Genomic DNA, 25,086 nt, shown 5'->3' on the forward strand with positions numbered 1-25,086 from the left:
AAAGAATTCATACAAGGGGATATAAATTAATACTCTTCAAACAAACTTAAATCTTCAATTTCATTAAGAAAAGCTTCGAAATGTTGTTGTGCCTCACGTATTTGTCTTGGATCCTGTAAATTTAAAATATAATTAAACTGTTGTGTTCGCTCCCCAATCTGTAAACGTAAATCTCCTGTATATTCACTAAATAAACGCTCTGCTCGTAATAATAAGCTCTTATTCATTAAAGTATCACGAGGATGTATTTTCAATTCCTGCAACTGTTGACGCGCTTGCTCTATTTGTTCTGCACTCATCACATTTTGATGATTAACAATCACTTTTTGAAGCTTTTCCCCCGTGTTTGGAACTTCTATATCAACCTCTAAAATACCATTTGGATTGTAAGAGAATCGTACCTCAATGGATAAATAGTCATTATTTGGAGGTAAAGGCACATTGAGCTCACCTAAAAAAATGTTTTCCTTACACAGACGATGTTCGCCTTGGTAAATCTTAACAATAATTTCTCTCTGTCCTTTATTCATCGCAGTATATGTATTCACCTTACTGGCTGGAATTACAATATTGCGCTCTAAGATGGGTGAAAACTGTCCATCATTTCCCACAGCTATCCCCAAACTAAATGGACAAACATCTGTTAAAACAATCTCTTTTAATGATACGTCTTTCGCTTTTAAACCTGCTTGTACACATGCACCTCGTACAATTGCTTCATCAGGTTGGACACTTGTCGAGGGAAAACGGCCAAATAATTTTGTTACCAATTTGCGAACTACCGGAATACGTGTTGCACCACCTACCATAATAATTTGGTCAACCTGTTGAGGCAGAACCCTAGCATCTCTTAAGGCACGCTCTAATGGACGGCGCAATCTAAGCAGTAATGGCTCAGCCAATACTGCGAATTCTTCTTGGGTAATTTCTAAAGTTGCTTCCTTATCTTTCCATTTGAATATTAACTCTGTTTTTGCTTCTTTACTTAAAACATGGAGACTATGTTGCGCTCTAGCTCTTAATGCGGTTTCAATATCAAATGGAATAGTATTTTCAGTATAGCCAAAAATAGTTGCATACTGTTTCCAGAATTGCTTCATTAGCAACTGGACAAAGTCATCTCCACCTAAATAATTATCTCCTGCACTAGCTCTCACTTCAGTAATGCCATCAAACAACTCAACAATTGAGACATCAAAGGTTCCCCCACCTAAATCAAAAATTAGGAAACAACTGTCCTGCGTTTGACCTAGTCCATATGCTAAAGCCGCAGCCGTAGGTTCATTAATGAGTCGACTAACTTTTAAACCAGCAAGTTCTGCAGCAGATATAGTTGCTTGACGTTGAATATCGTTAAAGTAAGCAGGCACTGTAATCACAGCATCCTCTACTTCACATTGCAAAGCCTGCTCTACGTCCTCTTTAAGAGATTTTAATATCAATGAAGACAATTCAACTGCTGAAAAGCTCTGTTGACCTAATTTTAATCTTTTTGAAGTCCCCATTAATCGCTTAAAACTAGTTAATACCTCTTTACCACGGCTTCTTAACTCCAATGCAGCTTGCCCAATTAATATTTGCCCCTGCTCATCCAGTGCAATAGCTGAAGGTGTAGTTTTCATACCATAAGGATTATTAATAAGTCTGGACTGACCATTTTCAAAAATACCAACAAGTGAATTACTGGTTCCAAGATCAATTGCTATAAGAGGTTTAGTATCTATCATTTTCTATCAATAATTTAGAAATATTCATTTTAAAATTATTTTATTCGATTTAATAAATATTGGCGAGTTTTAGTTACTATTAAACCTTATTGATTCAATTTTATTAGAATATTTAATTTTTTATTTTCATAATCTTCTATACTCGAAGATTCTCTCATTACTTTCAGCTCCAATTTTTTTATTGTAAATCCTAATTTTAGCAATTAGGTCTATATATAATTCTAATTTAATATTTCTTCATAAAATAATTTGTAAAATTAAAAAAGGCCTCAAAATTGAGGCCCTTTTTTATAATTAAAATTATTATAGGTTAAATAACGCAGCGACCTGAGCCTCAGTCAATTTCTTTGTATCATTTTGAAAAGTATAAAAATCGGGTTTTGAATCAACAAAAATTTCCATATCCAAATTCAAGTCTTCTATTTGCTCATTTAAAGAAAATACATTGATGTTGCAGTAGCTTTGATCTTTCGTTCTCCAAAAAATTGTTGTTCCACAAGCATTACAAAAACCTCGTTCTCCCCAGTCAGAAGAGTTAAATACACTAAGATGCTTTTGCTGAATAAACTTTAAACTACCTTTGACCACATCAATTGTCATAATGACACCACTAGTTTGTCTACGACACATCGAGCAAGGGCAAACGTGTACATCATGATTTTTTAATTCAACTTCAAAAGTTGTTTCACCACATAAACACTGACCGTTCATTATTATTTTCCACACTAAGTTTATATTTTTAGAGTTATAAAATATTCTGCTCAACTACATTTTACAAGTTTATAAACTATAAAACAGCCATATTTCTTGTACTTACTAACTTGACAATATGCATTTTAACGCCTAATTTAACATCAAGTTCCATTTTAGAACTTTAATTACTGAAGGACTCAAAAATGAAAAATCCTATGGAAATGACAGGCCTCGAATTTTTACAAGCCATGATTGAAGGTCATATTCCACCTGCCAGTATAAGCAAAACGATTCCAATGCAACCTACTGAAATCTCTGAAGGATCTGTAACCTTTAAAGCACAAGCAGATCACAACCATTTAAACCCATTAGGTGGTGTACATGGTGGCTTTGCTGCAACAGTCCTAGACTCAGTAACAGGCTGTGCTGTTCATACGATGTTACCCGCAGGTGTGGGTTATGGCACCATCGACCTTAATGTAAAAATGTGCCGCCCTATTCCCCAAAATCAGGCTTTAATTGCCACAGGCAAAGTTATTAATTTAAGTAAAAACTTGGGTATTTCCGAAGGTAAAATTATTGATGAAGAAGGTAAACTTTATGCTTATGCAACAGCAACCTGCATGATCATTCGCCCATAAAGAATAAAGGCAGCTTTAAATGGCTGCCTTTTTTATGACGTAAGGAATAATTGGACGTCCACAAGTTTGAGCAATCACATAAGGTGCCCAAATATTTTTAAGTTGAAGTTCTATAATTTCTTGATGCTCGGTAGACCAAGCTAAAACTTTATTTTTACCCAACAATAACTCCCCTTCTAATTGAAAAATATATAAAGATTCAGAGGAGTTTAGTAGTTTCGAGCTTTTTAAAATCTTAAGTGAATTATGCACATTCCATTTAGAGCTAAACCAAAGCTGCAATAAATCACCTAAATATAAATCCTGCTTTTTGAAAGGATAAGCATTAATCCATGCACCTTCTACAAGTGTGTAATAAGATTCTGATTGATTTAAGATATTCAGATAATTGTGGTGATAGAAATCAAAATTAGAAAAAATAGAAGCGATCGTAAGCTTTTTCATACTTATCTCCGATTTAGCCATTTTAGTGCTGGCAAGTTGGTTTAAATCCACACTGTTTGGATTTCTCCAAACGCTTGTTCTTTTTTGAATCTAGCAATTCAGTTTTTAAAGTGCAAGTAATTTATGAGTTTGCTACCCAATCTGCTCAAATAAAAAGCATACAACACAAAAATGAAGGAAACATGACGATTTTCACTTGACCCTTGTCAAAATCTCCTTATAATCGCATGCAGATTCTCCCATAGCTCAGTCGGTAGAGCGACGGACTGTTAATCCGCAGGTCCCTGGTTCGAGCCCAGGTGGGAGAGCCAAATACTAAAAAGCCCGCAGCATTAAAGCGGGCTTTTTTTTGCCATAAATTTATCAATAACCACAAAAAATCCCCTATCTATTGATAGAGGATTTAAATTTTTCTTAGAGCATTTGTTAGGTTTAACGATACAACTTAACTCTAAACAACATATTTTCTTCTTAAATCATTCTTCTACTTCAACCACTTTTAAAGGATTAAAAGACTGCGTTGTTGGCATCATTTCTATACGATTAATATTAATATGTGGTGGTTGAGATGCAATCCAAGCTACCGTATTTGCAATGTCTTCAGGCAAAATTGGGTTTTTCTTATCATAGAGACTACTCACTTTATCTTGATCCCCTTTAAAACGTACAAGTGAAAATTCAGTCCCCCCACACAGCCCTGGTTCAACGTTAGTCACGCGCACACCTGTACCAGCCAAATCCGCACGAAGATTTAGACTAAACTGCTCTACAAAAGCCTTTGTTGCACCGTAAACATTACCACCCGGATATGGGTATGTACCTGCAATTGAACCCATATTAATAATTAAGCCAGATTTCTTGTTTACCATACTTGGTAAAATTAATCGGGTAACTGTCACAAGGCCTTTAACATTGGTATCAATCATCGTGTACCAATCATCTAATTCCGCTTTATCTGCCGACTCTAAACCCAATGCCAAACCCGCATTATTTACAAGCAAGTCAATTTGATCAATTTGAAATTCATTGGGTAACTCTTTAAATATCTTATTTATATTTTCTGCTGTATCCGTCATATCAAATACTAATGGATAGAATTTTTCACCCAGTTGTTGTTTTAGTTCTTCTAGTTTTTCTGCCCGTCTTCCGCATCCAATAACGTTATAGCCTAACTCGATCAGCTTTTTTGAAATACTATAACCAAAACCTGCCGATGCGCCTGTAACTAATGCTAACATTCTTATATCCTTGGAAATAATCAACTATTTTAGTTGAACTCATGATGAACATATCAGCCTTTATATTTACACAATATTTATTATTAGGCTAAAAAAATAAAAGTTTTTTTAAAAATTTTAAGAGAAATTAAAATCTATAAAAAATATATTTATTAAATAATTATATGCATTAAATAACTAAAAGCAGAGTTATTTGATCCTACTAGATAAATTATACCCAATAAAAAAGTTTACCTTGGAAGGTAAACTTTTTTAACAAAAGCCGTCAAAAACTACGCAGGAACACCACTGTGAAAACGGAAAGTATCATCTGGTGTTAATATCAGATTTTTTTCAACCTCACGAATATGTTCAATACGCTGCTGAATATCCTCTTTAGGATTTTTCATTTTTGCTGTTTTGGCCACATCGAGTGCGAGAGCTAAATAGTCTTCGAAATGACGTGATTCTGATTTAAGCAGATAACGATAATAGCGTCCTAACTCATCATCTACACGTGGAGCCAGTGCATGAAAGCGTTCGCATGAACGCGCTTCAACAAAAGCACCTACCACAAGTACGTCAATTAAAGCTTCAGGTTCATAGGTACGAATCTCTTTACGGAGACCACCAGCATAACGTCCGGCACTTAAACCAGTCCACTCTTGACCACGCTTAGCCATAAGCTCAAGCACTTGTTCGTAGTGAAGCATTTCTTCTCGTACAAGTTGAGCAAGTTTTACTTGTAAGTCAGGAAAGAAGCTATAGCGGAACATTAAGTTCATTGCTGTACTAGCAGCTTTCTTTTCACAATTAGCATGATCTTGCATCAAGATATCTAAATTATTGATTGCCTCATCCAACCATTCATTTGGGGTTTGACACCCCAAGAAGTCTAATACAGGCTGCATTAACTCATCATAATTGATACTCGACATTACTAATTATCCTGCTGCCTGAATTGCTGTTTTCATATCTTTAACAGCCTGTACCAGACCTACAAAAACACTCTCAGCAATAATTGAGTGACCAATATTTAACTCATGAATTTGTGGAATCGCTGCAATTGGAGCAATATTTTTTAGATTGAGGCCATGACCCGCATTTACAACTAAACCTTTTGCTGCCGCGTATTCGACACCTTTTACGATACGTGCTAGTTCTTCTTGTTGGTCTTGCTCTGTTTCCGCATCTGCATACGCACCTGTATGTAACTCAATCGTAGGTGCTCCACATGCAATTGCCGCATCAATTTGAGCAAAATCTGCATCAATAAATAAAGATACATCACAACCCAATGCAGCTAAAGCTTGAGTTGCAGCCTTAACTTTTTCAAAATTAGCTACGACATCCAAACCACCTTCCGTTGTCACTTCTTGGCGTTTTTCAGGAACGAAGCACACATGCTGTGGCTGAATTTCTTTTGCAAACTCGACCATTTCATCAGTAACAGCCAACTCTAGATTCATACGCGTTTTTAACAATGGACGCATACGACGCACGTCATCATCTTGAATATGGCGACGGTCTTCACGCAAATGCAAAGTAATACCCTCTGCGCCAGCTTGTTCACAAATGAGAGCAGCTTCTACAGGATCTGGGTAAGTAGTACCGCGCGCCTGTCTTAAAGTAGCAACATGGTCTATGTTTACACCAAGCAATGCAGCCATAAATAAATCCTAATTACGATTGAGTTTGAGTGTTTTGAATCCACAATTGTCGACTTTTTAGAGGACGATCTCCTAAAAGCGATGTAATCATTTGACGGTATAGTTTACCTAATAATTGCAATTGTTCGTGAGAAAAATCCTGACCTTGCTCATAGTCCAACATAGATAAAATTGCTTTTCCAGACAGAGATGAACGGCCTGCCTGAACGACTGGAGCAAAGCCTTCAGTCACTTGAAATTGATAAAATTGATGCGGCAAAATTTCTTTTTGGGAGCTATCAACTGAAAAATCAATCGCGTAACCTAACTCAGGAAGCAAGGCATGTTCAAACTGTCTTAATATCTGTCTAAGAAAGAGATCTGGGTTTTCGTGCGAAGACAATTCTTGTAGTTGAAGTAGTGTTAATTGATATTGTTCAAATGTTTGCGGCATTGCTTCTTCTAAAGGGCAAAGTCTTAAAACAATTTCATTTAAATAAAAACCAGCGAAAAAAGCATCACCAAAAAAGAAAACTGGCTGATTTAGTATTTCCAGTTTCGTAAAATTTTTCAGTTCACTTTTACCTGTAGCTTGTAATCGGATAGGCTGATATTGAGGGGGTGGAGTTTGTCTTAAAATACCATCGACTCGCCCATACTCTTGAGTGAAGAGATGCACAATATGGCTTTTTTCACGATATTTACGATGATGAATCATATATCCATGCAGGATTTCATTGCGCATCATAAAAAGAAACTATTCCTTAGATTCTTTTTCTTTCTTATCGTCGTCATCACCATCAGGAATTACAGCTCCTACAACAGCAGCTGTACCCTTCACTACACCTTTAGTTGTTTTATAAGCAATACCTACTGGTACGGTTACAAGCTTGTACACACAACCTTGCAACATCAATGCACATCCAACAATAGCTAATATTGATGTAATTGCTTTCATACCAGTATTCCCTGCTTCTTAGATATCACTATATCCTAAACTTTTTAAAGCACGTTCATCATCAGACCAACCGCCTTTAACCTTAACCCATAAGGTAAGCATGATCTTTTGCTCGAACATTTTTTCCATATCTTTACGAGCATCCATACCAATCGTTTTAAGCTTGGCACCTTTCTCACCAATTACAATTGCTTTTTGACCAGCACGATCCACAAAAATAGTTGCATCGATATAAGTACAAGCTGGTTTTAATCGTCCCGTTTTCTCATTAACAGTTTCTTCTTCCGTTTTGAAAGATTCAATTTGCACTGTTAAATCATATGGAAGCTCTTCGCCCAACTGACGCATGATTTTTTCACGGATGATCTCACTTGCCAAGAAGCGCTCAGAACGGTCCGTAATTTGATCAAATGAATACAGTGGTGGCTGATAAGGAAGATATTTTTCAATCGTTTCACTTAAATGTTCCAAGTTAGCTCCACGTAGAGCAGAAACAGGAACAATCTCAGCAAAATTCATAAGCTTAGTACGCTCTTGAATTAGAGGAAGAATCTCTCTTTTATCTTCAAAAGTATCAGCTTTATTAATCACTAAAATAACTGGCATTTCAGCATTCTTGAGTTTCTCAAGCACTAAATCGTCATTTTGAGTCCACTTATAGGCATCGATAACAAATAAAACTAAGTTAACGTCACGTAGTGCAGAATGCGCAGCACGGTTCATCATTTTATTGATGGCACGTACTTCTTTCTTATGCATCCCCGGTGTATCAACATAGACCGCTTGCATTTTTTCACGTGAATCAATACCAATAATTTTATGGCGTGTCGTTTGAGGTTTACGCGAAGTAATCGAGAGTTTTTGACCCAATAAATGGTTCATGAGGGTAGATTTACCCACATTTGGACGTCCCACAATCGCCACAAATCCGCTCTTAAAATCCGAAGGAATTGTAACGCCTTTGGAACTAAAAAATTGATCAATCAGATTGTTTGGATCTTGGTTTTCATTTGAATCTGGATTGATTTGATCAGAATGCATCGACATGCAGGTTATTGCTCCAATAACTTTAAAATTTCCGCCGCTGCTGCCTGCTCGGCAAAACGACGACTTGACCCCTCACCATAAATCTTTGGTAAACCATCTACCAAACATTCGACTTTAAAGTGCTGATGAGGCGCATCACCCTGAATATCTACAACCTCGTAAACAGGGAGAGGTTTTTTACGTGCTTGTAGATACTCTTGTAAACGTGATTTTGGATCCTTGAGTTGATCTGTTGGCTCAATATGATCTAAATAAGGTACATACCATTTTAACACAATATCGTTGAGTAGGTTCAGGTCACTACAATCAAGATATATTGCGCCAATAATCGCTTCTACAGTATCTGCCAATATTGACTCACGATGATGACCACCAGATTTCAATTCGCCCGTGCTTAATATTAAACACCGACTAAGTTGCAAATCGGTTGCAATTTTACCTAAAGCTTCTTGGCGAACCAGAGTCGCACGCATACGCGTTAAACGCCCCTCATTTTCATGTGGGTAGGCATGATATAAATAATTGGCGATGATCATCCCCAATAGCGAATCGCCTAAAAACTCCAAACGTTCATAGTTATACCTATGACTCACCGAACGATGAGTCAAAGCTAACTGTAGCAATTCGGGCTGCTTAAATTGATAACCGATCCGACTGAGTAAGCGAGGATCACTTAGTTTGAACTGATGTTTTGTCAAAACTCTTCTCAAATGTTAAAACTAAATCAATATTTAGTAAGAATGGTTTTCTTACTTCATATTTCTTTTTGACAATTAAACCCGATTGGTTAAACACTTCAGCAATCTCTTTAAAATGGAGATCACGAATATTGTTCATTTCCAATCGTTGATCCATTTGTGTCATAAACTTTTGGGGTGTGGTATCAGCTGAGCTTTGTTGCATAAGCTCAGTAATCTGATTATTAATCACACGATCATCCCAATATGCTGGCCAAACTGCAAGTACGGCTTTCGCCGCAATTGCAAATATGACTACCCCAAATAAAATTGCTAAATACGAAGTACCCTGTTGTGCCTTACGCATTTTTGTTTTCCTAATGGTTGTTTTTAATCTATTTTTCCATTTCGGTTAAAGCTTGGCAGGTGGAAACCAGGTTCTTTATGCATCCAGACATAGAAAGCTCGGCCTGTTAAGTTTTCTTCAGGAACAAAGCCCCAGAAACGACTGTCAGCACTTTGATCGCGGTTGTCACCCATTGCAAAGTAATGTCCTTTTGGAACTGTCACTTCCCAATATAAACCGTCTTGGTTCGAATATTTGCCATTATCAACATAGTTGATAAAAGGTGCCTGACGCGCAACGTTTACGCCTTCAAGCTCACGCATTGTAAATGTATGATCACCAATCGTTTCTTTATGATAAATCGACGTAGGTGTATCTAAAGCATCTTTTTCACGACTAAACTGTGTTGCTACTTTAGGAATTTTTTGACCATTAATAATCAATTGCCCATGATCATAAACAATATGATCACCTGGTAAACCGATTACACGTTTAATGTAGCTAATAGTCGGCTGAGGTGGATAACGGAATACGATGACATCACCACGTTTAGGCTCACCAACATCAATCACTTTTTTATTGACGATAGGTAAACGAACACCATAGTCAAACTTGTTAACCAAAATAAAATCGCCAGTCTCTAAAGTTGGAACCATAGAGTCTGATGGAATGTTAAATGGTTCATAAAGGAATGAACGTAATACAAGCACAACAGCTAAAACTGGCCAAAAGTCATAGGCCCATGTAATAACAAAATTTTCGTTCTCTCGCCCTTTATTCGCACGCTGTTTAAAAACGAGCTTATCTAGCAACCACACTGCAAATAAAATCAGCGTAACTGGAACAAGAATTAAATTAAAATCAAAATCCACATGACCTCACTCGCAGCCTAGCTGCTTGCTTCATGGCTGGGAGAATATAAGTTCATCCCAGCCCTTTCTTTTATCTTTCTACTTTCAAAACAGCTAAGAACGCTTCTTGTGGAATTTCTACACTACCCACTTGTTTCATACGTTTCTTACCTTCTTTTTGTTTAGAAAGTAATTTCTTCTTACGAGACACGTCACCGCCATAACATTTTGCTAGGACGTTTTTACGCATCGCCTTAACGGTCGAACGAGCAATAATTTGCGCACCAATGGCAGCCTGAATTGCAACATCAAACATCTGACGTGGAATCAAGTCTTTCATTTTTTCAACTAGAGCAATACCACGATGACGAGCATCATTACGGTGACAAATCATAGCCAAGGCATCAACCTTTTCACTATTAATTAACACATCAACCTTAACTAAAGATGAACTTTCAAAACGTACGAAGTTATAGTCTAGCGATGCAAAACCACGTGAACATGATTTAAGCTTGTCAAAGAAATCCATTACGACTTCAGCCATTGGAATTTCAAAAGTAATCGAAACTTGATTACCTAAGAATTTCATGTCTTTTTGTACACCACGACGCTCAATACATAAGGTCATGACATTACCTAAGTATTCTTGCGGCACAAGAATATGACATTCAGCAATTGGCTCACGTAAATCTTCAACAACTGAACCATCTGGCATTTTAGACGGGCTGTCGATATAGATCGTCTCACCTTTTTTGGTAACAGCTTCATAAACTACTGTTGGTGCAGAGCTAATTAAATCGAGATCGTACTCACGCTCTAAACGCTCTTGTACGATTTCCATATGCAACATACCTAAGAAACCACAGCGGAAACCGAAACCAAGTGCATCTGAACTTTCAGGTTCAAAGAACAAGGCAGAATCGTTAATTTGTAATTTCTGTAATGCTTCGCGGAATGGTTCAAAGTCACTTGAATCGATTGGGAAAAGACCTGCATAAACCTGCGGTTTAACCTTTTTGAAACCCGGTAACGTTGCAACGTCTGGTGTAGTCGCAAGTGTAATGGTATCACCTACTGGTGCACCAAAAATGTCTTTAATACCTGCAATAACAAAACCTACTTCACCAGCTTCAAGAATATCTGTTTCAGTATGCTTAGGGTTAAATACACCAACCGAAGTTACTGGATGAGTTTGTCCTGTCGACTTAACCAACATTTTGTCGCCCTTACGGATACGACCTTGTTTGATACGAACAAGAGAAACTACACCTAAGTAGTTATCAAACCATGAATCGATAATTAACGCTTGAAGTGGAGCTTCACGGTCACCTTCTGGTGCCGGAATAACATCAACTAAACGCTCTAATACACCTTCAACGCCTAAACCTGTTTTTGCTGAACAAGTCGGTGCATCTGTCGCTTCAATCCCGATAATTTCTTCAATTTCATGAATTACACGTTCAGGTTCAGCCTGCGGTAAATCAATTTTATTCAAGATAGGAAGAACTTCGAGACCTTGTTCAATAGCTGTATAACAGTTTGCAACTGATTGTGCTTCTACGCCTTGCGCAGCATCAACAACCAATAATGCACCTTCACATGCAGCTAACGAACGAGAAACTTCATACGAGAAGTCAACGTGCCCAGGTGTATCAATAAAATTAAGCTGATATTCCTGCCCATTTGGATGGGTGTAATACAATGTCACAGACGCTGCTTTAATGGTAATCCCACGTTCGCGCTCAAGCTCCATTGAGTCCAAGACCTGAGCTTGCATCTCACGATCTTGTAGGCCACCACACATCTGAATGAAACGGTCAGCTAAAGTAGACTTACCATGATCAATATGAGCGATAATCGAGAAGTTTCGGATATTTTTGATATCAACGGATTTTTTAGCTTGCGCCATGGGCTACCTTGAGAAAATATAAAGTGCTATGTAGCTTGTTTTAATACATAGCCAAAGCGGTTTAACAAATTGCGAGAGATTATAGCAGATGGATATTTTAAAGTATCCAAAATAATCATGAGCTTTGTACTTATGTTCTAAAAAATGACAATTCAAAGCACATGTAATACTTCCGACTAACGAACATATGAAATAGTAAAATCCAAAGGATTTATGCTTGTATCAAGGGGCTTATAGGCTTGTGTAAAAGTTGGCGACATTCGTTTTGGTCGACCCGATTCAATTTCAATACATGCCCACTTGGTATTCCCAACAAATAAAACTGCCTGATCAGAAGGACGATAAAAAACATACTGGCGAAATGAGTAAAGCGCATTGATATCATCGAGCCATGTTCGCAGTACAATTTCTTCGCCTTCAAACGCTGCTTTACGGTATTGCACATGATGCTCAACGGCCACCATTGCATGTTTAAGCTCAAGGTATTTGGTTACGCCTACACCTAATGTTTCAACATGAGCAGCAGCAACATCTTGCATCCATTGGACATACATTACATTGTTAACATGACCCAAAGCATCAATATGCTGTGGCTGAACCTGAATATGCAAATCGAAAATACTGCTCACAAAACACCCACTTTAATCATTAAACCTAAAACTACAATTAAATTAGCTAGATCGAACATTATGCCGAATACAAATAATAAAAAACCACCCATTTTCAGGGTGGTTCATTTTTAAATCATTTTACTGGATGCGCAAACCAAGCATTGCACGTTGGCCTTGACGAATAATTCCAACACGCGCAACCGTATTTTTTTGTAAGTTAGAAACAACTTTTGCAAAATCTTGGCTATTCAAAATTTGAGTATTATTAACCTGAATAATCACATCACCCGGAATAATATTTGACAATGATGCTAATCCACCACGGCGAACATCTTGAACATAAATACCACCTTTTACGCTCAATGCATTTTTCTCTGGCTCAGCTAAATCACGAATACTCATGCCTAAAACCGGACCTTTAGAGGCAGAAGTCTGAGCACCTGTAGCTGGTGTTTCATCTGGTGCGGTTGCCAAAGTTGCCGAAATATTACGAGTTTTATCATCACGTAATACTTCAAACTGAACAGTTTGATTTGGCTGCACTTTGTTTAAAGCATAAAGCAAATCACTTGTGCGTAGTACAGACGTACCATTAAGTTTTAAAATCACATCACCAGCTCTAAGCCCTGCTTTTTGAGCAGGTGAATTTGGCGTAACTTGTGTGATAAGAGCACCTTCTGGTTTAGGTAATTTGTAGGCATCAGCAAGGTTACGGTCAATATCTTGCATCATAACGCCTAAGTATGAACGAGTAACCTTCCCTTTGGTTTTAAGCTGTTCAGCTACATCCATCGCCACATCGATTGGAATAGAGAAAGACAAGCCCATATAACCACCAGTACCACTAAAGATACGTGAGTTTACTCCGACTACTTCACCGTTTTGATTAAACAATGGACCCCCTGAGTTACCCGGGTTTAAAGCCACATCTGTCTGAATAAACGGTACAGAGGTTTCACCACTCATATTTCGTGATTTAGCACTGACAATACCTGCTGAGGCTGAGTAGTCAAAACCAAATGGTGAACCAATCGCTAAAACAGGCTCACCGACTCGTAAGCGGTCAACATTACCCACTTTTAAAGCTGGATAATTATTTCCATTGACTTTTAATAAGGCAACATCGGTACGTTCATCACTACCAACAACAGTTGCATCAATTTCACGACGGTCATTTAAAGTAATACTAATTCGGGAAGCATTTTCAATCACATGATGGTTTGTGAGTAAATAACCATCTTTACTAATAAAGAATGCACTACCGTATGCGGTTTTTTCTTGAGGACCTTGTTGCTGTGGAATGATGACCTGATTACCAAAGAAACGTTTTAAAATTTCAGGAACTTGCTGTTGCAACAGTTCATCCTGAGTCATTTTTTTTACGACATTTACACTCACCACAGCTGGACTAACTTGTTCAACGAGGTTTGAAAAATCAACAGCAGCGTTTGCCTGAACAGCGGCAACTGTAAATACCGCTGCATACATTCCTTGTTGTAAATAGCGAGATTTCATTCGGTGCTCACCCACAATTGGTCTACGAGAAATAAGAATAAAACTTTTGTATCACAATGCTTTGGAATTGTGCGTAACAATATGTTTACTTATAAGACATCATGATCATGTTTATTTTACACATTGCAATTTTTTAAGGTAATTGCAATTTTTCTGTGACTTAGAGCGCTTAAGCTCTTGCCTTTTTAGGTAAAAAGGGGTGTCATTAGCGGACGTTTTAAATTGATGCGAATGGACATGCCTAATCAACAGACAATTCACCACTTTGACGTGATTATTGTGGGCAGTGGCGGTGCTGGTTTAAGTCTGGCTTTATCGTTACCAAGTCATTTTAATATTGCAGTTTTAGCCAAAGCTGCTTTGACTGAAGCAAGTACCTTCTATGCACAAGGCGGTGTTGCTGCTGTTCTTGATGAAACTGACTCTATTCAACAACACATTAATGACACGATGATTGCAGGTGCTCATTTATGTGAAATAGATGCAGTTCAACATACTGTAGAAGGCGGTCGCCCTTCTGTTGATTTCCTTTTAGAGCAAGGTGTTCAGTTCACCTTAGATGAAGATGAGCAACTTCACTTAACGCGTGAAGGGGGTCACTCACAGCGCCGCATTATCCATTCTGCTGATGCTACTGGTAAAGCCATTTCAACCACGTTAGTTGAACGCGCCAAAGAACGCGAAAATATTACTATTTTTGAAAACTACATTGCGATTGATTTAATCACGTCGCATAAATTGGGTCATACAGATCAGGCAAATCGCGCTATTGGTTTGTATGCCTTAGATGAAAACACTGAAAAAGTTCATACTTTCCTTGCACCATTTACCGCACTTGCTTGCGGCGGTGCGATGAAAGCTTACCTTTATACGTCTAACCCTGATATTGCCACAGGCGATGGCATTGCCATGGCTTACCGTGCAGGTTGCCGTGTAGCCAATATGGAATTTAACCAGTTCCACCCAACTTGCCTATACCATCCACAAGCACGTTCGTTCTTAATTACCGAAGCCATGCGTGGTGAAGGTGCTTATTTACGCTTGCCAGATGGCGAACGTTTTATGCTTCGTTTTGATGATCGTGCAGAGTTGGCTCCTCGCGATATTGTGGCACGTACCATTGACCACGAAATCAAGCGTCTCGGTATTCGTCATGTATGGTTAGATATTACCCACAAATCACCTGAATTTATTAAAGAGCACTTCCCTACACTTTATGCACGATTGCTTGAGTTAGGTATCGACATTACCAAAGACATGATTCCAGTAGTGCCAGCAGCTCACTATACATGTGGTGGTGTTGTAGTTGACTCAAATAGTCAGACCGATATTGAAGGTCTATATGCAATTGGTGAAACCTCTTATACAGGCTTACATGGCGCAAACCGTATGGCAAGTAACTCATTACTTGAGTGCTTTGTTTACGGCATGAGTGCAGCAAAAGACATCGAAAATAAGTTTGATGAAAACTTCAAATTACCAGAAGTACCAACTTGGGATGACTCTCAAGTAACCAACCCAGATGAAGATGTGGTGATTTTACAAAACTGGGATGAGTTACGTTCGACCATGTGGAACTACGTTGGTATTGTAAGAACTACAAAACGTTTAGAACGTGCCTTACACCGTATAGAGATGTTAAAGCGTGAAATCACTGAATATTATCAAGATTACCGTGTTAGCAAAAATCTGATTGAACTGCGTAATCTTGTGCTCGTTTCTGAGATGATTGTTCGCTGTGCCATGCACCGCAAAGAATCACGTGGGCTACACTACACGCTCGATTATCCAGAAACTTCAAAAGAGATTCGTAAAACTGTTTTAACTCCTCCAACTTTTACAGTAGAACAACCATTGGTTAATACCGAAATTTAAACTGTTCTTCTGCAAAAAAAGCACAGCTCTGGCTGTGCTTTTTTGAATTTAATATTCATGGTCTAGGTGGAATTGAATAAGTCGCGGTTACATGCGCTACAGGTTCATCTAATCCAACTGAATAAATCCAGACCTCACCTACGACCAAGGTCTTTCCTACTTTCATGAGCTTACATTCGCTGCGTAGATCTTTATCACCTGCGGGTTTTCTAAGAAAGTTAATATTAAAATTTGTCGTTACCGCCAAACCAATAATTCCAATTTCACCGAGTATTGCAATATACAAAGCAAAATCTGCTAAAGTCATCATGGTAGGCCCAGATATGGTACCGCCTGGGCGTTGATGTCTTTGATCGACGTGATAATAAACGACAGCAGCTTTAGGCGTGACTGATTCAATCGTGCAATGTTCAAGACTTGGGGGAAATTCCTTTTCAAGAAACGCTATAATTTCTTCTTTTGAACTTTTCATCCTTGTTTTTCTTCGATTTAAGAACAGTATTCAAAATAGCATAAAATATTGTTCAATATGTTCTATGTTCTTTTTAAGCAGATTTGTCATTATTTTTAACCACCCCCATAAATATGAGAGTGGCTTTTATTATTTATCTTAAATATTGTAAGGCTTGCTCAAAAACCTGATCAGGACTTTGCGTAGCATCTAAACGTTTAATACGTTCAGGTTCAGCGTTCCATAAGGTCTCATAACCTTCGCGAACTTTAGTAAAGAAACTTAACTTTTCTTGTTCAAAACGGTCTAAAGCTCCACGCTCACGTGCACGGTTCATACCGAGTTCAATCGGTGCATCTAACCAGAAAGTCACGTTTGGCATACGTGAAACAAAGTTCTGATTTAAAAGCTGTAATTTATCTTGGCTTAAACCACGACCCGAACATTGGTAAGCAAAGCTTGCATCGGTAAAGCGATCACTTAAAACAATTTTGCTAGACTCTAGAGCCGGCAAAATCACTTGTTGTAAGTGTTGCGCACGTGCCGCATAAATTAAGAGTAGTTCAGTATCGTGACTCATATTTTCATCATGATTCACCGCCAAAAGCATTGAACGTATTTGTTCTGCTAAAGGCGTACCACCTGGTTCACGGGTTAAAACGACTTGTTTACCTTGCTCTTCAAAATGCTGATGAATTTTTCGAATGAGTGTAGTTTTACCTACCCCTTCCGTGCCTTCAAAGCTAATAAACATCTTTTTTCCTTATTTCTTCGATCTCAACACGGATAAGTACTCTTGTACCGCTTGATTATGAGCCTGTAAATCTGCTGTAAATTTATGACCGCCATTACCAGTTGCCACAAAATAAATATTATTTGAGTCATCTGGATGTAATGCTGCTTCAATTGCCTTTTGACTAGGTAAAGCAATTGGTGTCGGCGGTAAACCATTAATGGTATAGGTATTATATGCAGTTGGTGTACGCAAGTCTTCGCGAGTAATCTTGCCTTTATAGTTATCACCCATTCCATAAATCACGGTTGGGTCAGTTTGTAAACGCATACCAATTTTCAAACGGCGCACAAATACACCAGATACTTGCTCAAGCTCACTATCTACACTTGTTTCTTTCTCAACAATTGAAGCCATAATTAAAGCTTCATACTTATCTTTATAAGGTAAGTTTGGTGCACGGTTTGCCCAAGCAGTATCTAAGGCTTTCATTTGATGATGATATAAAGCGGTGAGGATTTTTTTATCAGTCTCACCTTTTGCAAAGAAATAAGTGTTAGGCGCAAATAAACCTTCCGGATGATGATATGGAATTCCTAGCGCCTTCATGAGCTGATCATCAGGTAGATCGAGTATTGTATTTTTTACATTTTTATCATTTTTCAAAGCAGTAATAAGCTGTTTAAAGGTCGTACCTTCAATCACCAAAACACGGTTCATCTGAGCATTATCAGCATTAGACAACATCTCTAATACTTGCCTTACGCTCATTCCCTGTTCGATTTCATACACACCAGCTTTCATGCTGTCATGAATCATGAACTTTTGATAAAGCTTAAGTACAATAGGGAAATGGATTTTGTTGTCTTTGGCTAAATGATCAATAAAACCAGAATAGGTCTCACCTGATGTGATCGATAGCATCTGCTTTTTCCCTTCAACAGGATAAGCTTTAAATAAACTTGACCACAAAATAGCAAAAATAGAAATTAAAACGATAAAAAAGCCAATCAGCACCAACTTTTTAGGAAAATGAGATGCTGTTTTATTGCCCTTTTTTTTAGCATTTTTTGCTTTCGCGTTCACAGGTGGCTTCGGCATATTAATGAATCTGATTCAAGTTAAGATTATGAAATAAATTTAGGCACGCCTGTGAATCTAGAGTTTGTTCACCTATTTGAGTAACTACTCGCATTGGATGTAAAGCATTACAAAAGAATAGACTCTGTATTTGTGGCACTTCATCTAATTCAATTATTCTGACTTCGCAGGCAATTCCATGGTGCTGCATACGCGCCAAAATTTCTGCACGCATCACACCGTGGACGCCATTATAGCGAAGTTCCGGTGTAATCCATCTATCATTTAAACGAATAAAACAATTACTGCTTACCCCTTCAACAATATAACCTTGTACATCAGATACTAATGCTTCTGCCCACCCTTGTTGATCTGCTTCTTTTTTTAGCAGTACCTGTTCCAGCCGATTTAAAGATTTAAGTCCAACTAGACTTGGCATGGTTAAACCCAAAGCCTGATTTAAAACCCCACACTTAATAAAGTCGGGTTGGAATTGCTCCAGTGCTTTTGGATAAAACCAGACATAAATATCTGCTTCATGCTTTGGCAAACTATAACCACGGTCACCTTCACCACGGCTAATTACAATTTTTAAAGTGCCATTGAGTACAAGGTTTTGTTTATATAGATGCTGTAAACTCTGTTCAATGAAGTCAAAGTTTGCAGTTAAAGCTAGTTTTTGGGAGGCAAGTTTTAGACGTTCCCAGTGTCGAGCCCTAAGCTCAATCTTATTTTGAAAAATACGAATTGTGGTAAAGCATCCATCTCCATAATGAAATGCTCGGTCTAGTAACGGAATGGTTTCAACAGGTTGACCATTTTTAAAACACCACATGCTTAATCCGTCCTTTCTTAAAAACCGCCCAACAATACAACACCTTTCATTTAATTAATAAATGACTGATTTTAAAAAATTATACCGATTAAATCAGCACTTTTGAAACTTGTTATATATCAAGATTTAAGAATAGTTTATCCATTTTTATTATTTCTATATTTTTCATATTAAATTCGTTTTTTATTATTTTTTTAGAATAAAGACTAGCGCTATTCTGCGTTCATGTTTTGAACATTTCGTATTTTTGAGGGGTTATCTCATGCGTTTTTCTCAATTAAAAGTTGGGGTTATTGCTGCGCTTCTTTCTGTTTCATCATTTGCAGCACAAGAATTTTTAAACGTTTCTTACGATCCTACTCGTGAGTTATATACAGACTTTAATAAGCAGTTTGGTGCTTATTGGAAACAGCGTACTGGTCAAGATATTCAGTTTAAGCAATCACACGGCGGTTCTGGCAAACAGGCTCGTGCAGTGATTGATGGCTTAAATGCTGACGTTGTGACATTAGCGCTTGCAGCTGATATTGACGAAATTGCTGAAAAAGCAAAATTGCTTCCAACTGATTGGCAGAAGAAGTTGCCACAAAACTCTACACCATACACATCAACAATTGTGTTTTTGGTACGCAAGGGTAACCCTAAACAAATTAAAGACTGGGGTGACTTAATCAAACCAGGTGTAGAAATTATTACACCAAACCCGAAAACTTCTGGCGGTGCTCGCTGGAACTACCTTGCAGCTTGGGCTTGGGCAAAACATCAACCAGGTGGTAACGATGCTAAAGCACAAGAGTATGTCCGCCAAATTTATAAACACACTAAAGTTCTAGATTCGGGTGCACGCGGTGCAACGACGACTTTTGCTGAACGTGGTATTGGTGACGTATTACTTGCTTGGGAAAACGAAGCTCACTTAGCTGTTCGTGAACAACCGGGCAAATTTGAAATTATTACCCCGTCTCTTTCGATTTTAGCTGAACCACCAGTTGCTGTTGTTGAGAAAAACGCTGCAAAAAAAGGCAATCTCACCATTGCTAAAGGGTACCTTAACTACTTGTACTCACCTGCTGGCCAAGAAATTGCAGCACGTAACTTCTACCGCCCTCGTAATGCAGCTGTACTCAAAAAATACAGCAATGTATTTAAACCATTGAAACTCGTGACGATTGATAAAGAGTTTGGCGGTTGGACAAAAGTGCAAAAACAACACTTTGATAATGGTGGTGTTTTCGATCAAATCGTGAAAATTAATAGTGCAGAGAAGTAATTCTTTGTACTAAGGATAAGGAGAACAGACATGACTCACTCTGTAATTGTTCCAGGTGTAGGTGGAAGTGAACATCAACATTGGCAATCTTGGTTGCAGCGTCAACTCGTGTCTAGTTCTCGTGTTGAGCAAAAAAACTGGGATAGACCCGTATTAAGTGAATGGATTGAACAATTTGTTAAAACAGTTCAAGCGGTACAAGCACCTGTGCAAATTGTTGCGCATAGCTTCGGTTGCTTAACCAGTGTTGCTGCTTTAGCTGAGCATCCTGAGTTACAAGCTCAGGTTAAAAAACTAATTTTGGTTGCTCCTGCAAATCCGGCACGTTTTGGTGAAGCTGGTTTTGCTCGCCATAGCTTGACTGACTACAAAGATTATTTTCATCAGTTAAAAATTAATGTGCCTACAACACTACTGATTAGTGAAAATGATCCTTGGTTAGATTTTTTTGATGCTTTACAACTTGCTAAAGCTTGGCAATTAAATCCTATTAATCTTGGAGAAGTCGGTCATATTAATGTTGCTTCCGGTTTTGGCCCATTCCCTGATTTACTGAACTATCTACTTCCTGAAGACTCGATGTGTAGCCACTCATCTATTGATCCGGTAAAGACACATTTCTCTTTGAAATTTGCTTAATACCCAGCTTTATACCGCGCCGTTTATCTTTATTTATTCGCTTACTGGTTTCAGCAGGCTTTTCTCTTTGAGGAAATATCATGTCGCAGCGATCCCGAGTGCTGCCTGGGTTTGGTCTATCATTGGGCTTCACCCTCGCCTACGTTTCTTTTATTGTGCTTATTCCATTAGCCGCAGTCTTTATCAAATCATTTGGAATCGGATGGGACGGACTATGGGAAATTTTAACTTCTGAACGTATTTTAAAATCGCTTCAATTGAGCTTTAGTTCAGCTTTAATTGCGGCGTTTATTAATGTTGTTTTGGGACTACTTTTAGCTTGGTGCCTTGTCCGTTATAACTTTCCCGGAAAACGTCTGGTTGATGCTTTAGTAGACTTACCTTTTGCACTTCCAACAGCAGTTGCAGGTATTGCGCTTACTTCGCTTTATGCACCTACAGGCTGGATTGGTCAATATTTAGAACCACTTGGTATTCAGGTTGCCTATACACCGATCGGGATTACACTAGCTTTAGTATTTATTGGTATTCCTTTTATTGTTCGAACTGTTCAACCCGTACTAAGCGATATCGAAACCGAGCTTGAAGAAGCTGCTTCTGCACTTGGAGCAAATCGCTGGCAGACGATTACTAAAATTATTTTGCCAATATTACTACCTGCTCTATTTACAGGCTTTGCTTTAGCATTTGCTCGTGGCGTGGGTGAGTATGGTTCTGTAATTTTCATCGCAGGTAACCAGCCGTTTAAAACAGAAATTGCCCCACTCATGATTATTTCTCGCCTTGAAGAATATGACTATGCAGGTGCAACCACCATTGCAGCGGTCATGCTGGTTCTCTCTTTCATTATTTTATTTGCCATTAATTTACTTCAAGCATGGGCTAACCGTCGTACAGGGAGAAATATCACATGAACCTACATACCGACAGTAATGCACTTGCTTTAAAGCTACAGTCCCGTGATGCGACTCGTGAACCGACTTGGGTACGTTATACGCTCATTACAGTTGCACTGATTTTCTTTCTTAGTTGCTTAATGCTGCCACTTATTTTGGTTTTTGTTGAAGCATTTAAACAAGGCCTTGAAGTTTATATTCAGGCTCTAATTGATCCAGATACTTTGTCAGCGGTGAAATTAACATTACTCACCGCAGCGATTGCCGTTCCAATTAACGTGATATTTGGTGTTGCCGCTGCATGGGCTGTTTCCAAGTTCCAGTTTAGAGGCAAAGCGATTTTAACCACCATTATTGATATGCCTTTTTCGGTTTCGCCTGTTATTGCAGGTTTAATGATTGTACTGATTTTTGGTGCTCAAGGTTGGTTAGGCGGCTGGTTAATGGACCATGACATCAAGATTTTATATGCCGTACCTGCGATTGTATTAGCAACCATCTTTATTACCGTTCCTTTTGTTGCACGTGAGTTAATTCCACTGATGGAAGCTCAAGGAACAGAGGAAGAAGAAGCAGCAATTGTGTTAGGTGCTTCAGGCTGGCAAACCTTTTGGAAAGTCACTCTGCCTAACATTAAGTGGGGTTTAATTTACGGCGTGATTTTGTGTAACGCGCGTGCAATGGGTGAGTTTGGTGCAGTATCAGTGGTTTCTGGTCACATTCGTGGTGAAACCAATACCCTGCCACTTCATGTTGAAATTTTATATAACGAGTACACCTTCAGTGCAGCCTTTGCCGTGTCCTCATTACTTGCTTTCTTAGCCTTATTAACACTGGTATTGAAAACTTGGTTAGAACTGTATCAAGACAAACCAGAACCGCATTCAACTGATTCGTAAGGAATGAAATCATGAGTATTCAAGTTAAGAATATTGAAAAACACTTTGGTGCATTCCATGCGCTTAAAAATATTTCCCTAGATTTTCCAGAGGGCGAACTGGTTGCGCTACTCGGACCATCTGGCTGCGGTAAAACCACACTACTGCGTATTATTGCTGGTTTAGAGTCAGCCGATGGCGGTCAAGTGTTACTTGAAGGGGAAGATGCAACCAATGTCCATGTTCGCGAACGTCAAGTTGGCTTTGTATTTCAGCACTATGCTTTATTCCGTCATATGACTGTATTTGACAATATTGCTTTTGGTTTACGTGTTCGCCCTCGTGCGACCCGTCCTTCGGAAGCTGAGATTAAAAAACGTGTTACTCGTCTGCTTGACCTAGTTCAACTGGGCTTTTTAGCAGACCGCTACCCTGCTCAGCTTTCTGGTGGACAACGTCAACGTATTGCCTTAGCGCGAGCACTCGCTGTAGAGCCTCGTGTGCTATTGCTTGATGAACCATTTGGCGCACTAGATGCCAAAGTCCGTAAAGAACTACGTCGCTGGTTACGCAACTTGCATGACGAATTGCATATCACTTCAATTTTTGTAACCCATGATCAAGAAGAAGCTCTTGAAGTGGCTGACCAGATTATTGTGATGAATAAAGGTAACGTCGAACAAATTGGTTCGCCGCGTGAAGTCTACGAAAAACCTGCAACGCCATTTGTATTTGATTTCTTGGGTCAAGCAAATCGTTTTGAAGGTGAACATGCTGGCGGTATTATCCGTATTGGCAATGATCGTATCGAATTACCGACTACAGTTCAGGCACCGCAAGGAAAAGTGATTGCTTTTGCCCGTCCGGATGAGTTACATATTCATTCGCAACCACAGGCAAATACAATTGAAGCAACTTTTGTACGTGAAGTCTGGATTGCTGGAAAAGTAGTGGCGGAATTACAAGATCGTAATGGACGTTTAATTGAGATTGCTCTGAGCAGTGAAGCTGCAAAACAACATGCATTTAAACCAAATCAAACTGTTTGGGTCAGTGCATCTCAACTTCATCTATTTGCAGATCAAGTTGCTTAAGGAATTATTTGGTGAGGAATCATGTCGCGGAATTTAAAGCCGTTCCTCACCTCTTTCGAGGAAAAGTGTAAATGAACTTTCAACAATTAAGAATTATCCGAGAAACAGTACGCCAAAACTTTAATTTAACGGAAGCATCTGCCGCGTTATACACCTCTCAATCAGGTGTCAGTAAACATATTAAAGATTTAGAAGATGAATTAGGTGTACAACTTTTCGTTCGTAAAGGTAAACGTTTACTTGGTTTAACTGAACCGGGCCAATCGCTCCTTAGCATTGTGGAGCGTATGCTTGTAGATGCGGAAAATATTAAACGTCTTGCCGATGACTTTAATAAAGTGGATGAAGGTACACTCACGATTGCAACAACGCATACTCAAGCACGTTATGTACTACCCCCGATCGTTAATCAATTTAAAAAGCTATTCCCTAAAGTACATTTGATTTTGCAACAAGCCAGCCCTGTTGAAATTGCAGAAATGCTATTACAAGGTGAAGCAGATATTGGTATTGCGACAGAGTCTTTAACAACTGAAGAAAACTTAGCAAGTATTCCATACTATCAATGGCAACACAGTATTATTACTCCGCAAGATCACCCGCTTGCAAAGCTCAATAAGATTGATCTTGATTCTCTATCTGAATATCCGCTAATTACTTATCACGGTGGTTTTACAGGCCGTTCAAAAATTGATAAAGCATTTGAAGATGCTCAAATTGATGCAGATATCGTAATGTCTGCGCTTGATGCCGATGTTATCAAGACTTATGTAGAACTTGGCATGGGCGTCGGAATTGTCAACGATGTTGCTTACGATGCAGAACGTGACTATCGTTTAAAACAAATTAAAACTGATATCTTTGGTGTTAACACCACATGGATTGCTGTTCGTAAAGGTCATTTATTACGTGGTTACGGTTACGAGTTTATTTCTTTATGCTCACCTGATGCTGATATTAAAGCCCTTAAGAAAATTGCTTATCCAGATGAATAAAAATTAAGAATAAAATAAAAGAGCTTTTTAGCTCTTTTATGTTACTAAGTACAAA

General features: G+C 38.5%; 27 protein-coding genes and 1 tRNA gene. 9 read left to right on the forward strand and 19 right to left on the reverse strand.

Annotation, left to right across the window (positions count from 1 at the left end; translation table 11 throughout):
• Positions 1 to 26 precede the first annotated feature (26 nt).
• Positions 27 to 1,727, reverse strand: coding sequence for an Hsp70 family protein (locus tag AC056_RS06915; RefSeq protein WP_077163139.1), 1,701 nt, complete (start codon positions 1,725 to 1,727; stop codon positions 27 to 29).
• Between the two features lie 303 nt (positions 1,728 to 2,030).
• The gene (locus tag AC056_RS06920) at positions 2,031 to 2,438 is read right to left on the reverse strand and encodes a GFA family protein (protein ID WP_077163140.1); all 408 of its coding nucleotides are present in this window, start codon (positions 2,436 to 2,438) and stop codon (positions 2,031 to 2,033) included.
• 185 nt (positions 2,439 to 2,623) lie between these two features.
• Between AC056_RS06920 and AC056_RS06925 the strand changes: the two genes are divergently transcribed.
• Positions 2,624 to 3,061, forward strand: coding sequence for a PaaI family thioesterase (locus AC056_RS06925; protein WP_002119022.1), 438 nt, complete (start codon positions 2,624 to 2,626; stop codon positions 3,059 to 3,061).
• Between the two features lie 15 nt (positions 3,062 to 3,076).
• Here AC056_RS06925 and AC056_RS06930 read toward each other — a convergent pair whose 3' ends face one another.
• Positions 3,077 to 3,505 (reverse strand): hypothetical protein, encoded by a 429-nt coding sequence (locus tag AC056_RS06930; RefSeq protein ID WP_213033475.1) that lies wholly within the window; start codon positions 3,503 to 3,505, stop codon positions 3,077 to 3,079.
• A 235-nt stretch (positions 3,506 to 3,740) separates the two neighbouring features.
• Here AC056_RS06930 and AC056_RS06940 point away from each other — a divergent pair.
• A tRNA-Asn gene (locus AC056_RS06940) sits at positions 3,741 to 3,816 on the forward strand.
• 165 nt (positions 3,817 to 3,981) lie between these two features.
• Here the strand turns inward: AC056_RS06940 and AC056_RS06945 are convergent.
• The 12 genes from AC056_RS06945 to AC056_RS07000 form a co-directional block, all read right to left on the reverse strand.
• Positions 3,982 to 4,743, reverse strand: coding sequence for an SDR family NAD(P)-dependent oxidoreductase (locus AC056_RS06945; protein ID WP_019457242.1), 762 nt, complete (start codon positions 4,741 to 4,743; stop codon positions 3,982 to 3,984).
• Between the two features lie 272 nt (positions 4,744 to 5,015).
• Entirely contained in the window at positions 5,016 to 5,660 is a 645-nt protein-coding gene (locus AC056_RS06950; protein ID WP_004699979.1) for a tRNA-(ms[2]io[6]A)-hydroxylase, read from the reverse strand.
• 6 nt (positions 5,661 to 5,666) lie between these two features.
• Positions 5,667 to 6,392 (reverse strand): pyridoxine 5'-phosphate synthase, encoded by a 726-nt coding sequence (pdxJ, locus tag AC056_RS06955; protein ID WP_004699978.1) that lies wholly within the window; start codon positions 6,390 to 6,392, stop codon positions 5,667 to 5,669.
• A 13-nt stretch (positions 6,393 to 6,405) separates the two neighbouring features.
• The gene (gene recO, locus AC056_RS06960) at positions 6,406 to 7,119 is read right to left on the reverse strand and encodes a DNA repair protein RecO (protein WP_019457244.1); all 714 of its coding nucleotides are present in this window, start codon (positions 7,117 to 7,119) and stop codon (positions 6,406 to 6,408) included.
• A gap of 9 nt (positions 7,120 to 7,128) precedes the next feature.
• A complete protein-coding gene (locus AC056_RS06965) occupies positions 7,129 to 7,329 on the reverse strand; it encodes an NF038104 family lipoprotein (RefSeq protein ID WP_004699972.1) in 201 nt (66 codons plus the stop codon).
• Positions 7,330 to 7,347: 18 nt separating this feature from the next.
• A complete protein-coding gene (gene era / locus AC056_RS06970) occupies positions 7,348 to 8,370 on the reverse strand; it encodes a GTPase Era (protein WP_077163210.1) in 1,023 nt (340 codons plus the stop codon).
• 11 nt (positions 8,371 to 8,381) lie between these two features.
• Positions 8,382 to 9,074, reverse strand: a complete 693-nt coding sequence (gene rnc / locus AC056_RS06975) for a ribonuclease III (RefSeq protein ID WP_019457245.1) — start codon at positions 9,072 to 9,074, stop codon at positions 8,382 to 8,384.
• Positions 9,046 to 9,420: a DUF4845 domain-containing protein gene (locus AC056_RS06980; RefSeq protein ID WP_019457246.1), complete on the reverse strand. Its 375-nt coding sequence runs from the start codon at positions 9,418 to 9,420 to the stop codon at positions 9,046 to 9,048. The genes rnc and AC056_RS06980 overlap by 29 nt, the downstream gene beginning before the upstream one ends.
• A gap of 23 nt (positions 9,421 to 9,443) precedes the next feature.
• A complete protein-coding gene (lepB, locus tag AC056_RS06985) occupies positions 9,444 to 10,271 on the reverse strand; it encodes a signal peptidase I (RefSeq protein WP_019457247.1) in 828 nt (275 codons plus the stop codon).
• A 70-nt stretch (positions 10,272 to 10,341) separates the two neighbouring features.
• On the reverse strand, positions 10,342 to 12,159 hold the full coding sequence (gene lepA / locus AC056_RS06990; RefSeq protein ID WP_004699962.1) for a translation elongation factor 4: 1,818 nt from the start codon (positions 12,157 to 12,159) through the stop codon (positions 10,342 to 10,344).
• A gap of 176 nt (positions 12,160 to 12,335) precedes the next feature.
• A complete protein-coding gene (locus AC056_RS06995) occupies positions 12,336 to 12,788 on the reverse strand; it encodes an acyl-CoA thioesterase (RefSeq protein WP_077163142.1) in 453 nt (150 codons plus the stop codon).
• Between the two features lie 120 nt (positions 12,789 to 12,908).
• Positions 12,909 to 14,285 (reverse strand): Do family serine endopeptidase, encoded by a 1,377-nt coding sequence (locus AC056_RS07000; protein ID WP_004699956.1) that lies wholly within the window; start codon positions 14,283 to 14,285, stop codon positions 12,909 to 12,911.
• Between the two features lie 231 nt (positions 14,286 to 14,516).
• On the opposite strand from AC056_RS07000, the gene nadB reads away from it, so the two are divergent.
• Positions 14,517 to 16,160, forward strand: a complete 1,644-nt coding sequence (gene nadB / locus AC056_RS07005) for an L-aspartate oxidase (RefSeq protein ID WP_077163143.1) — start codon at positions 14,517 to 14,519, stop codon at positions 16,158 to 16,160.
• Positions 16,161 to 16,215: 55 nt separating this feature from the next.
• Here nadB and AC056_RS07010 read toward each other — a convergent pair whose 3' ends face one another.
• The 4 genes from AC056_RS07010 to pabC all read right to left on the reverse strand — a co-directional run bounded on the left by AC056_RS07010 (position 16,216) and on the right by pabC (position 19,259).
• Positions 16,216 to 16,632 carry a PaaI family thioesterase gene (locus tag AC056_RS07010; RefSeq protein WP_049063942.1) on the reverse strand — a complete coding sequence of 139 codons (417 nt, stop codon included), beginning with the start codon at positions 16,630 to 16,632 and terminating at the stop codon, positions 16,216 to 16,218.
• Between the two features lie 133 nt (positions 16,633 to 16,765).
• Complete coding sequence (gene tmk, locus AC056_RS07015; protein WP_077163144.1) at positions 16,766 to 17,365, reverse strand: dTMP kinase; 600 nt, start codon at positions 17,363 to 17,365, stop codon at positions 16,766 to 16,768.
• Positions 17,366 to 17,374: 9 nt separating this feature from the next.
• Positions 17,375 to 18,445, reverse strand: coding sequence for an endolytic transglycosylase MltG (gene mltG / locus AC056_RS07020; RefSeq protein ID WP_077163145.1), 1,071 nt, complete (start codon positions 18,443 to 18,445; stop codon positions 17,375 to 17,377).
• Between the two features lies 1 nt (position 18,446).
• A complete protein-coding gene (gene pabC / locus AC056_RS07025) occupies positions 18,447 to 19,259 on the reverse strand; it encodes an aminodeoxychorismate lyase (protein WP_077163146.1) in 813 nt (270 codons plus the stop codon).
• Positions 19,260 to 19,521: 262 nt separating this feature from the next.
• On the opposite strand from pabC, the gene AC056_RS07030 reads away from it, so the two are divergent.
• From AC056_RS07030 to AC056_RS07055, 6 genes are all read left to right on the forward strand, one after another.
• Positions 19,522 to 20,529, forward strand: coding sequence for a sulfate ABC transporter substrate-binding protein (locus AC056_RS07030; protein ID WP_004699943.1), 1,008 nt, complete (start codon positions 19,522 to 19,524; stop codon positions 20,527 to 20,529).
• 30 nt (positions 20,530 to 20,559) lie between these two features.
• Positions 20,560 to 21,168 (forward strand): RBBP9/YdeN family alpha/beta hydrolase, encoded by a 609-nt coding sequence (locus tag AC056_RS07035; protein WP_004699940.1) that lies wholly within the window; start codon positions 20,560 to 20,562, stop codon positions 21,166 to 21,168.
• Between the two features lie 80 nt (positions 21,169 to 21,248).
• Positions 21,249 to 22,082: a sulfate ABC transporter permease subunit CysT gene (gene cysT, locus AC056_RS07040; protein WP_077163147.1), complete on the forward strand. Its 834-nt coding sequence runs from the start codon at positions 21,249 to 21,251 to the stop codon at positions 22,080 to 22,082.
• Complete coding sequence (cysW, locus tag AC056_RS07045) at positions 22,079 to 22,963, forward strand: sulfate ABC transporter permease subunit CysW (RefSeq protein WP_077163148.1); 885 nt, start codon at positions 22,079 to 22,081, stop codon at positions 22,961 to 22,963. Before cysT ends, cysW begins: the two co-directional genes overlap by 4 nt.
• Before the next feature lie 11 nt (positions 22,964 to 22,974).
• Positions 22,975 to 24,036, forward strand: coding sequence for a sulfate/molybdate ABC transporter ATP-binding protein (locus AC056_RS07050; RefSeq protein WP_002052588.1), 1,062 nt, complete (start codon positions 22,975 to 22,977; stop codon positions 24,034 to 24,036).
• A gap of 71 nt (positions 24,037 to 24,107) precedes the next feature.
• Positions 24,108 to 25,031: a CysB family HTH-type transcriptional regulator gene (locus tag AC056_RS07055; protein ID WP_077163149.1), complete on the forward strand. Its 924-nt coding sequence runs from the start codon at positions 24,108 to 24,110 to the stop codon at positions 25,029 to 25,031.
• Positions 25,032 to 25,086 lie beyond the last annotated feature (55 nt).

The organism is Acinetobacter genomosp. 33YU (assembly GCF_001990725.1).
In the GTDB taxonomy this organism is placed as follows: domain Bacteria; phylum Pseudomonadota; class Gammaproteobacteria; order Pseudomonadales; family Moraxellaceae; genus Acinetobacter; species Acinetobacter seifertii.

Coding starts and splice junctions, on each gene's coding strand:
- AC056_RS06915 (WP_077163139.1), bottom strand. CDS start 1,727: ATGATAGATACTAAACCTCTTATAGCAATTGATCTTGGAACCAGTAAT.
- AC056_RS06920 (WP_077163140.1), bottom strand. CDS start 2,438: ATGAACGGTCAGTGTTTATGTGGTGAAACAACTTTTGAAGTTGAATTA.
- AC056_RS06925 (WP_002119022.1), top strand. CDS start 2,624: ATGAAAAATCCTATGGAAATGACAGGCCTCGAATTTTTACAAGCCATG.
- AC056_RS06930 (WP_213033475.1), bottom strand. CDS start 3,505: ATGAAAAAGCTTACGATCGCTTCTATTTTTTCTAATTTTGATTTCTAT.
- AC056_RS06945 (WP_019457242.1), bottom strand. CDS start 4,743: ATGTTAGCATTAGTTACAGGCGCATCGGCAGGTTTTGGTTATAGTATT.
- AC056_RS06950 (WP_004699979.1), bottom strand. CDS start 5,660: ATGTCGAGTATCAATTATGATGAGTTAATGCAGCCTGTATTAGACTTC.
- pdxJ (WP_004699978.1), bottom strand. CDS start 6,392: ATGGCTGCATTGCTTGGTGTAAACATAGACCATGTTGCTACTTTAAGA.
- recO (WP_019457244.1), bottom strand. CDS start 7,119: ATGATGCGCAATGAAATCCTGCATGGATATATGATTCATCATCGTAAA.
- AC056_RS06965 (WP_004699972.1), bottom strand. CDS start 7,329: ATGAAAGCAATTACATCAATATTAGCTATTGTTGGATGTGCATTGATG.
- era (WP_077163210.1), bottom strand. CDS start 8,370: ATGCATTCTGATCAAATCAATCCAGATTCAAATGAAAACCAAGATCCA.
- AC056_RS06980 (WP_019457246.1), bottom strand. CDS start 9,420: ATGCGTAAGGCACAACAGGGTACTTCGTATTTAGCAATTTTATTTGGG.
- lepA (WP_004699962.1), bottom strand. CDS start 12,159: ATGGCGCAAGCTAAAAAATCCGTTGATATCAAAAATATCCGAAACTTC.
- AC056_RS07000 (WP_004699956.1), bottom strand. CDS start 14,285: ATGAAATCTCGCTATTTACAACAAGGAATGTATGCAGCGGTATTTACA.
- nadB (WP_077163143.1), top strand. CDS start 14,517: ATGGACATGCCTAATCAACAGACAATTCACCACTTTGACGTGATTATT.
- AC056_RS07010 (WP_049063942.1), bottom strand. CDS start 16,632: ATGAAAAGTTCAAAAGAAGAAATTATAGCGTTTCTTGAAAAGGAATTT.
- tmk (WP_077163144.1), bottom strand. CDS start 17,365: ATGTTTATTAGCTTTGAAGGCACGGAAGGGGTAGGTAAAACTACACTC.
- mltG (WP_077163145.1), bottom strand. CDS start 18,445: ATGCCGAAGCCACCTGTGAACGCGAAAGCAAAAAATGCTAAAAAAAAG.
- pabC (WP_077163146.1), bottom strand. CDS start 19,259: ATGTGGTGTTTTAAAAATGGTCAACCTGTTGAAACCATTCCGTTACTA.
- AC056_RS07030 (WP_004699943.1), top strand. CDS start 19,522: ATGCGTTTTTCTCAATTAAAAGTTGGGGTTATTGCTGCGCTTCTTTCT.
- AC056_RS07035 (WP_004699940.1), top strand. CDS start 20,560: ATGACTCACTCTGTAATTGTTCCAGGTGTAGGTGGAAGTGAACATCAA.
- cysT (WP_077163147.1), top strand. CDS start 21,249: ATGTCGCAGCGATCCCGAGTGCTGCCTGGGTTTGGTCTATCATTGGGC.
- cysW (WP_077163148.1), top strand. CDS start 22,079: ATGAACCTACATACCGACAGTAATGCACTTGCTTTAAAGCTACAGTCC.
- AC056_RS07050 (WP_002052588.1), top strand. CDS start 22,975: ATGAGTATTCAAGTTAAGAATATTGAAAAACACTTTGGTGCATTCCAT.
- AC056_RS07055 (WP_077163149.1), top strand. CDS start 24,108: ATGAACTTTCAACAATTAAGAATTATCCGAGAAACAGTACGCCAAAAC.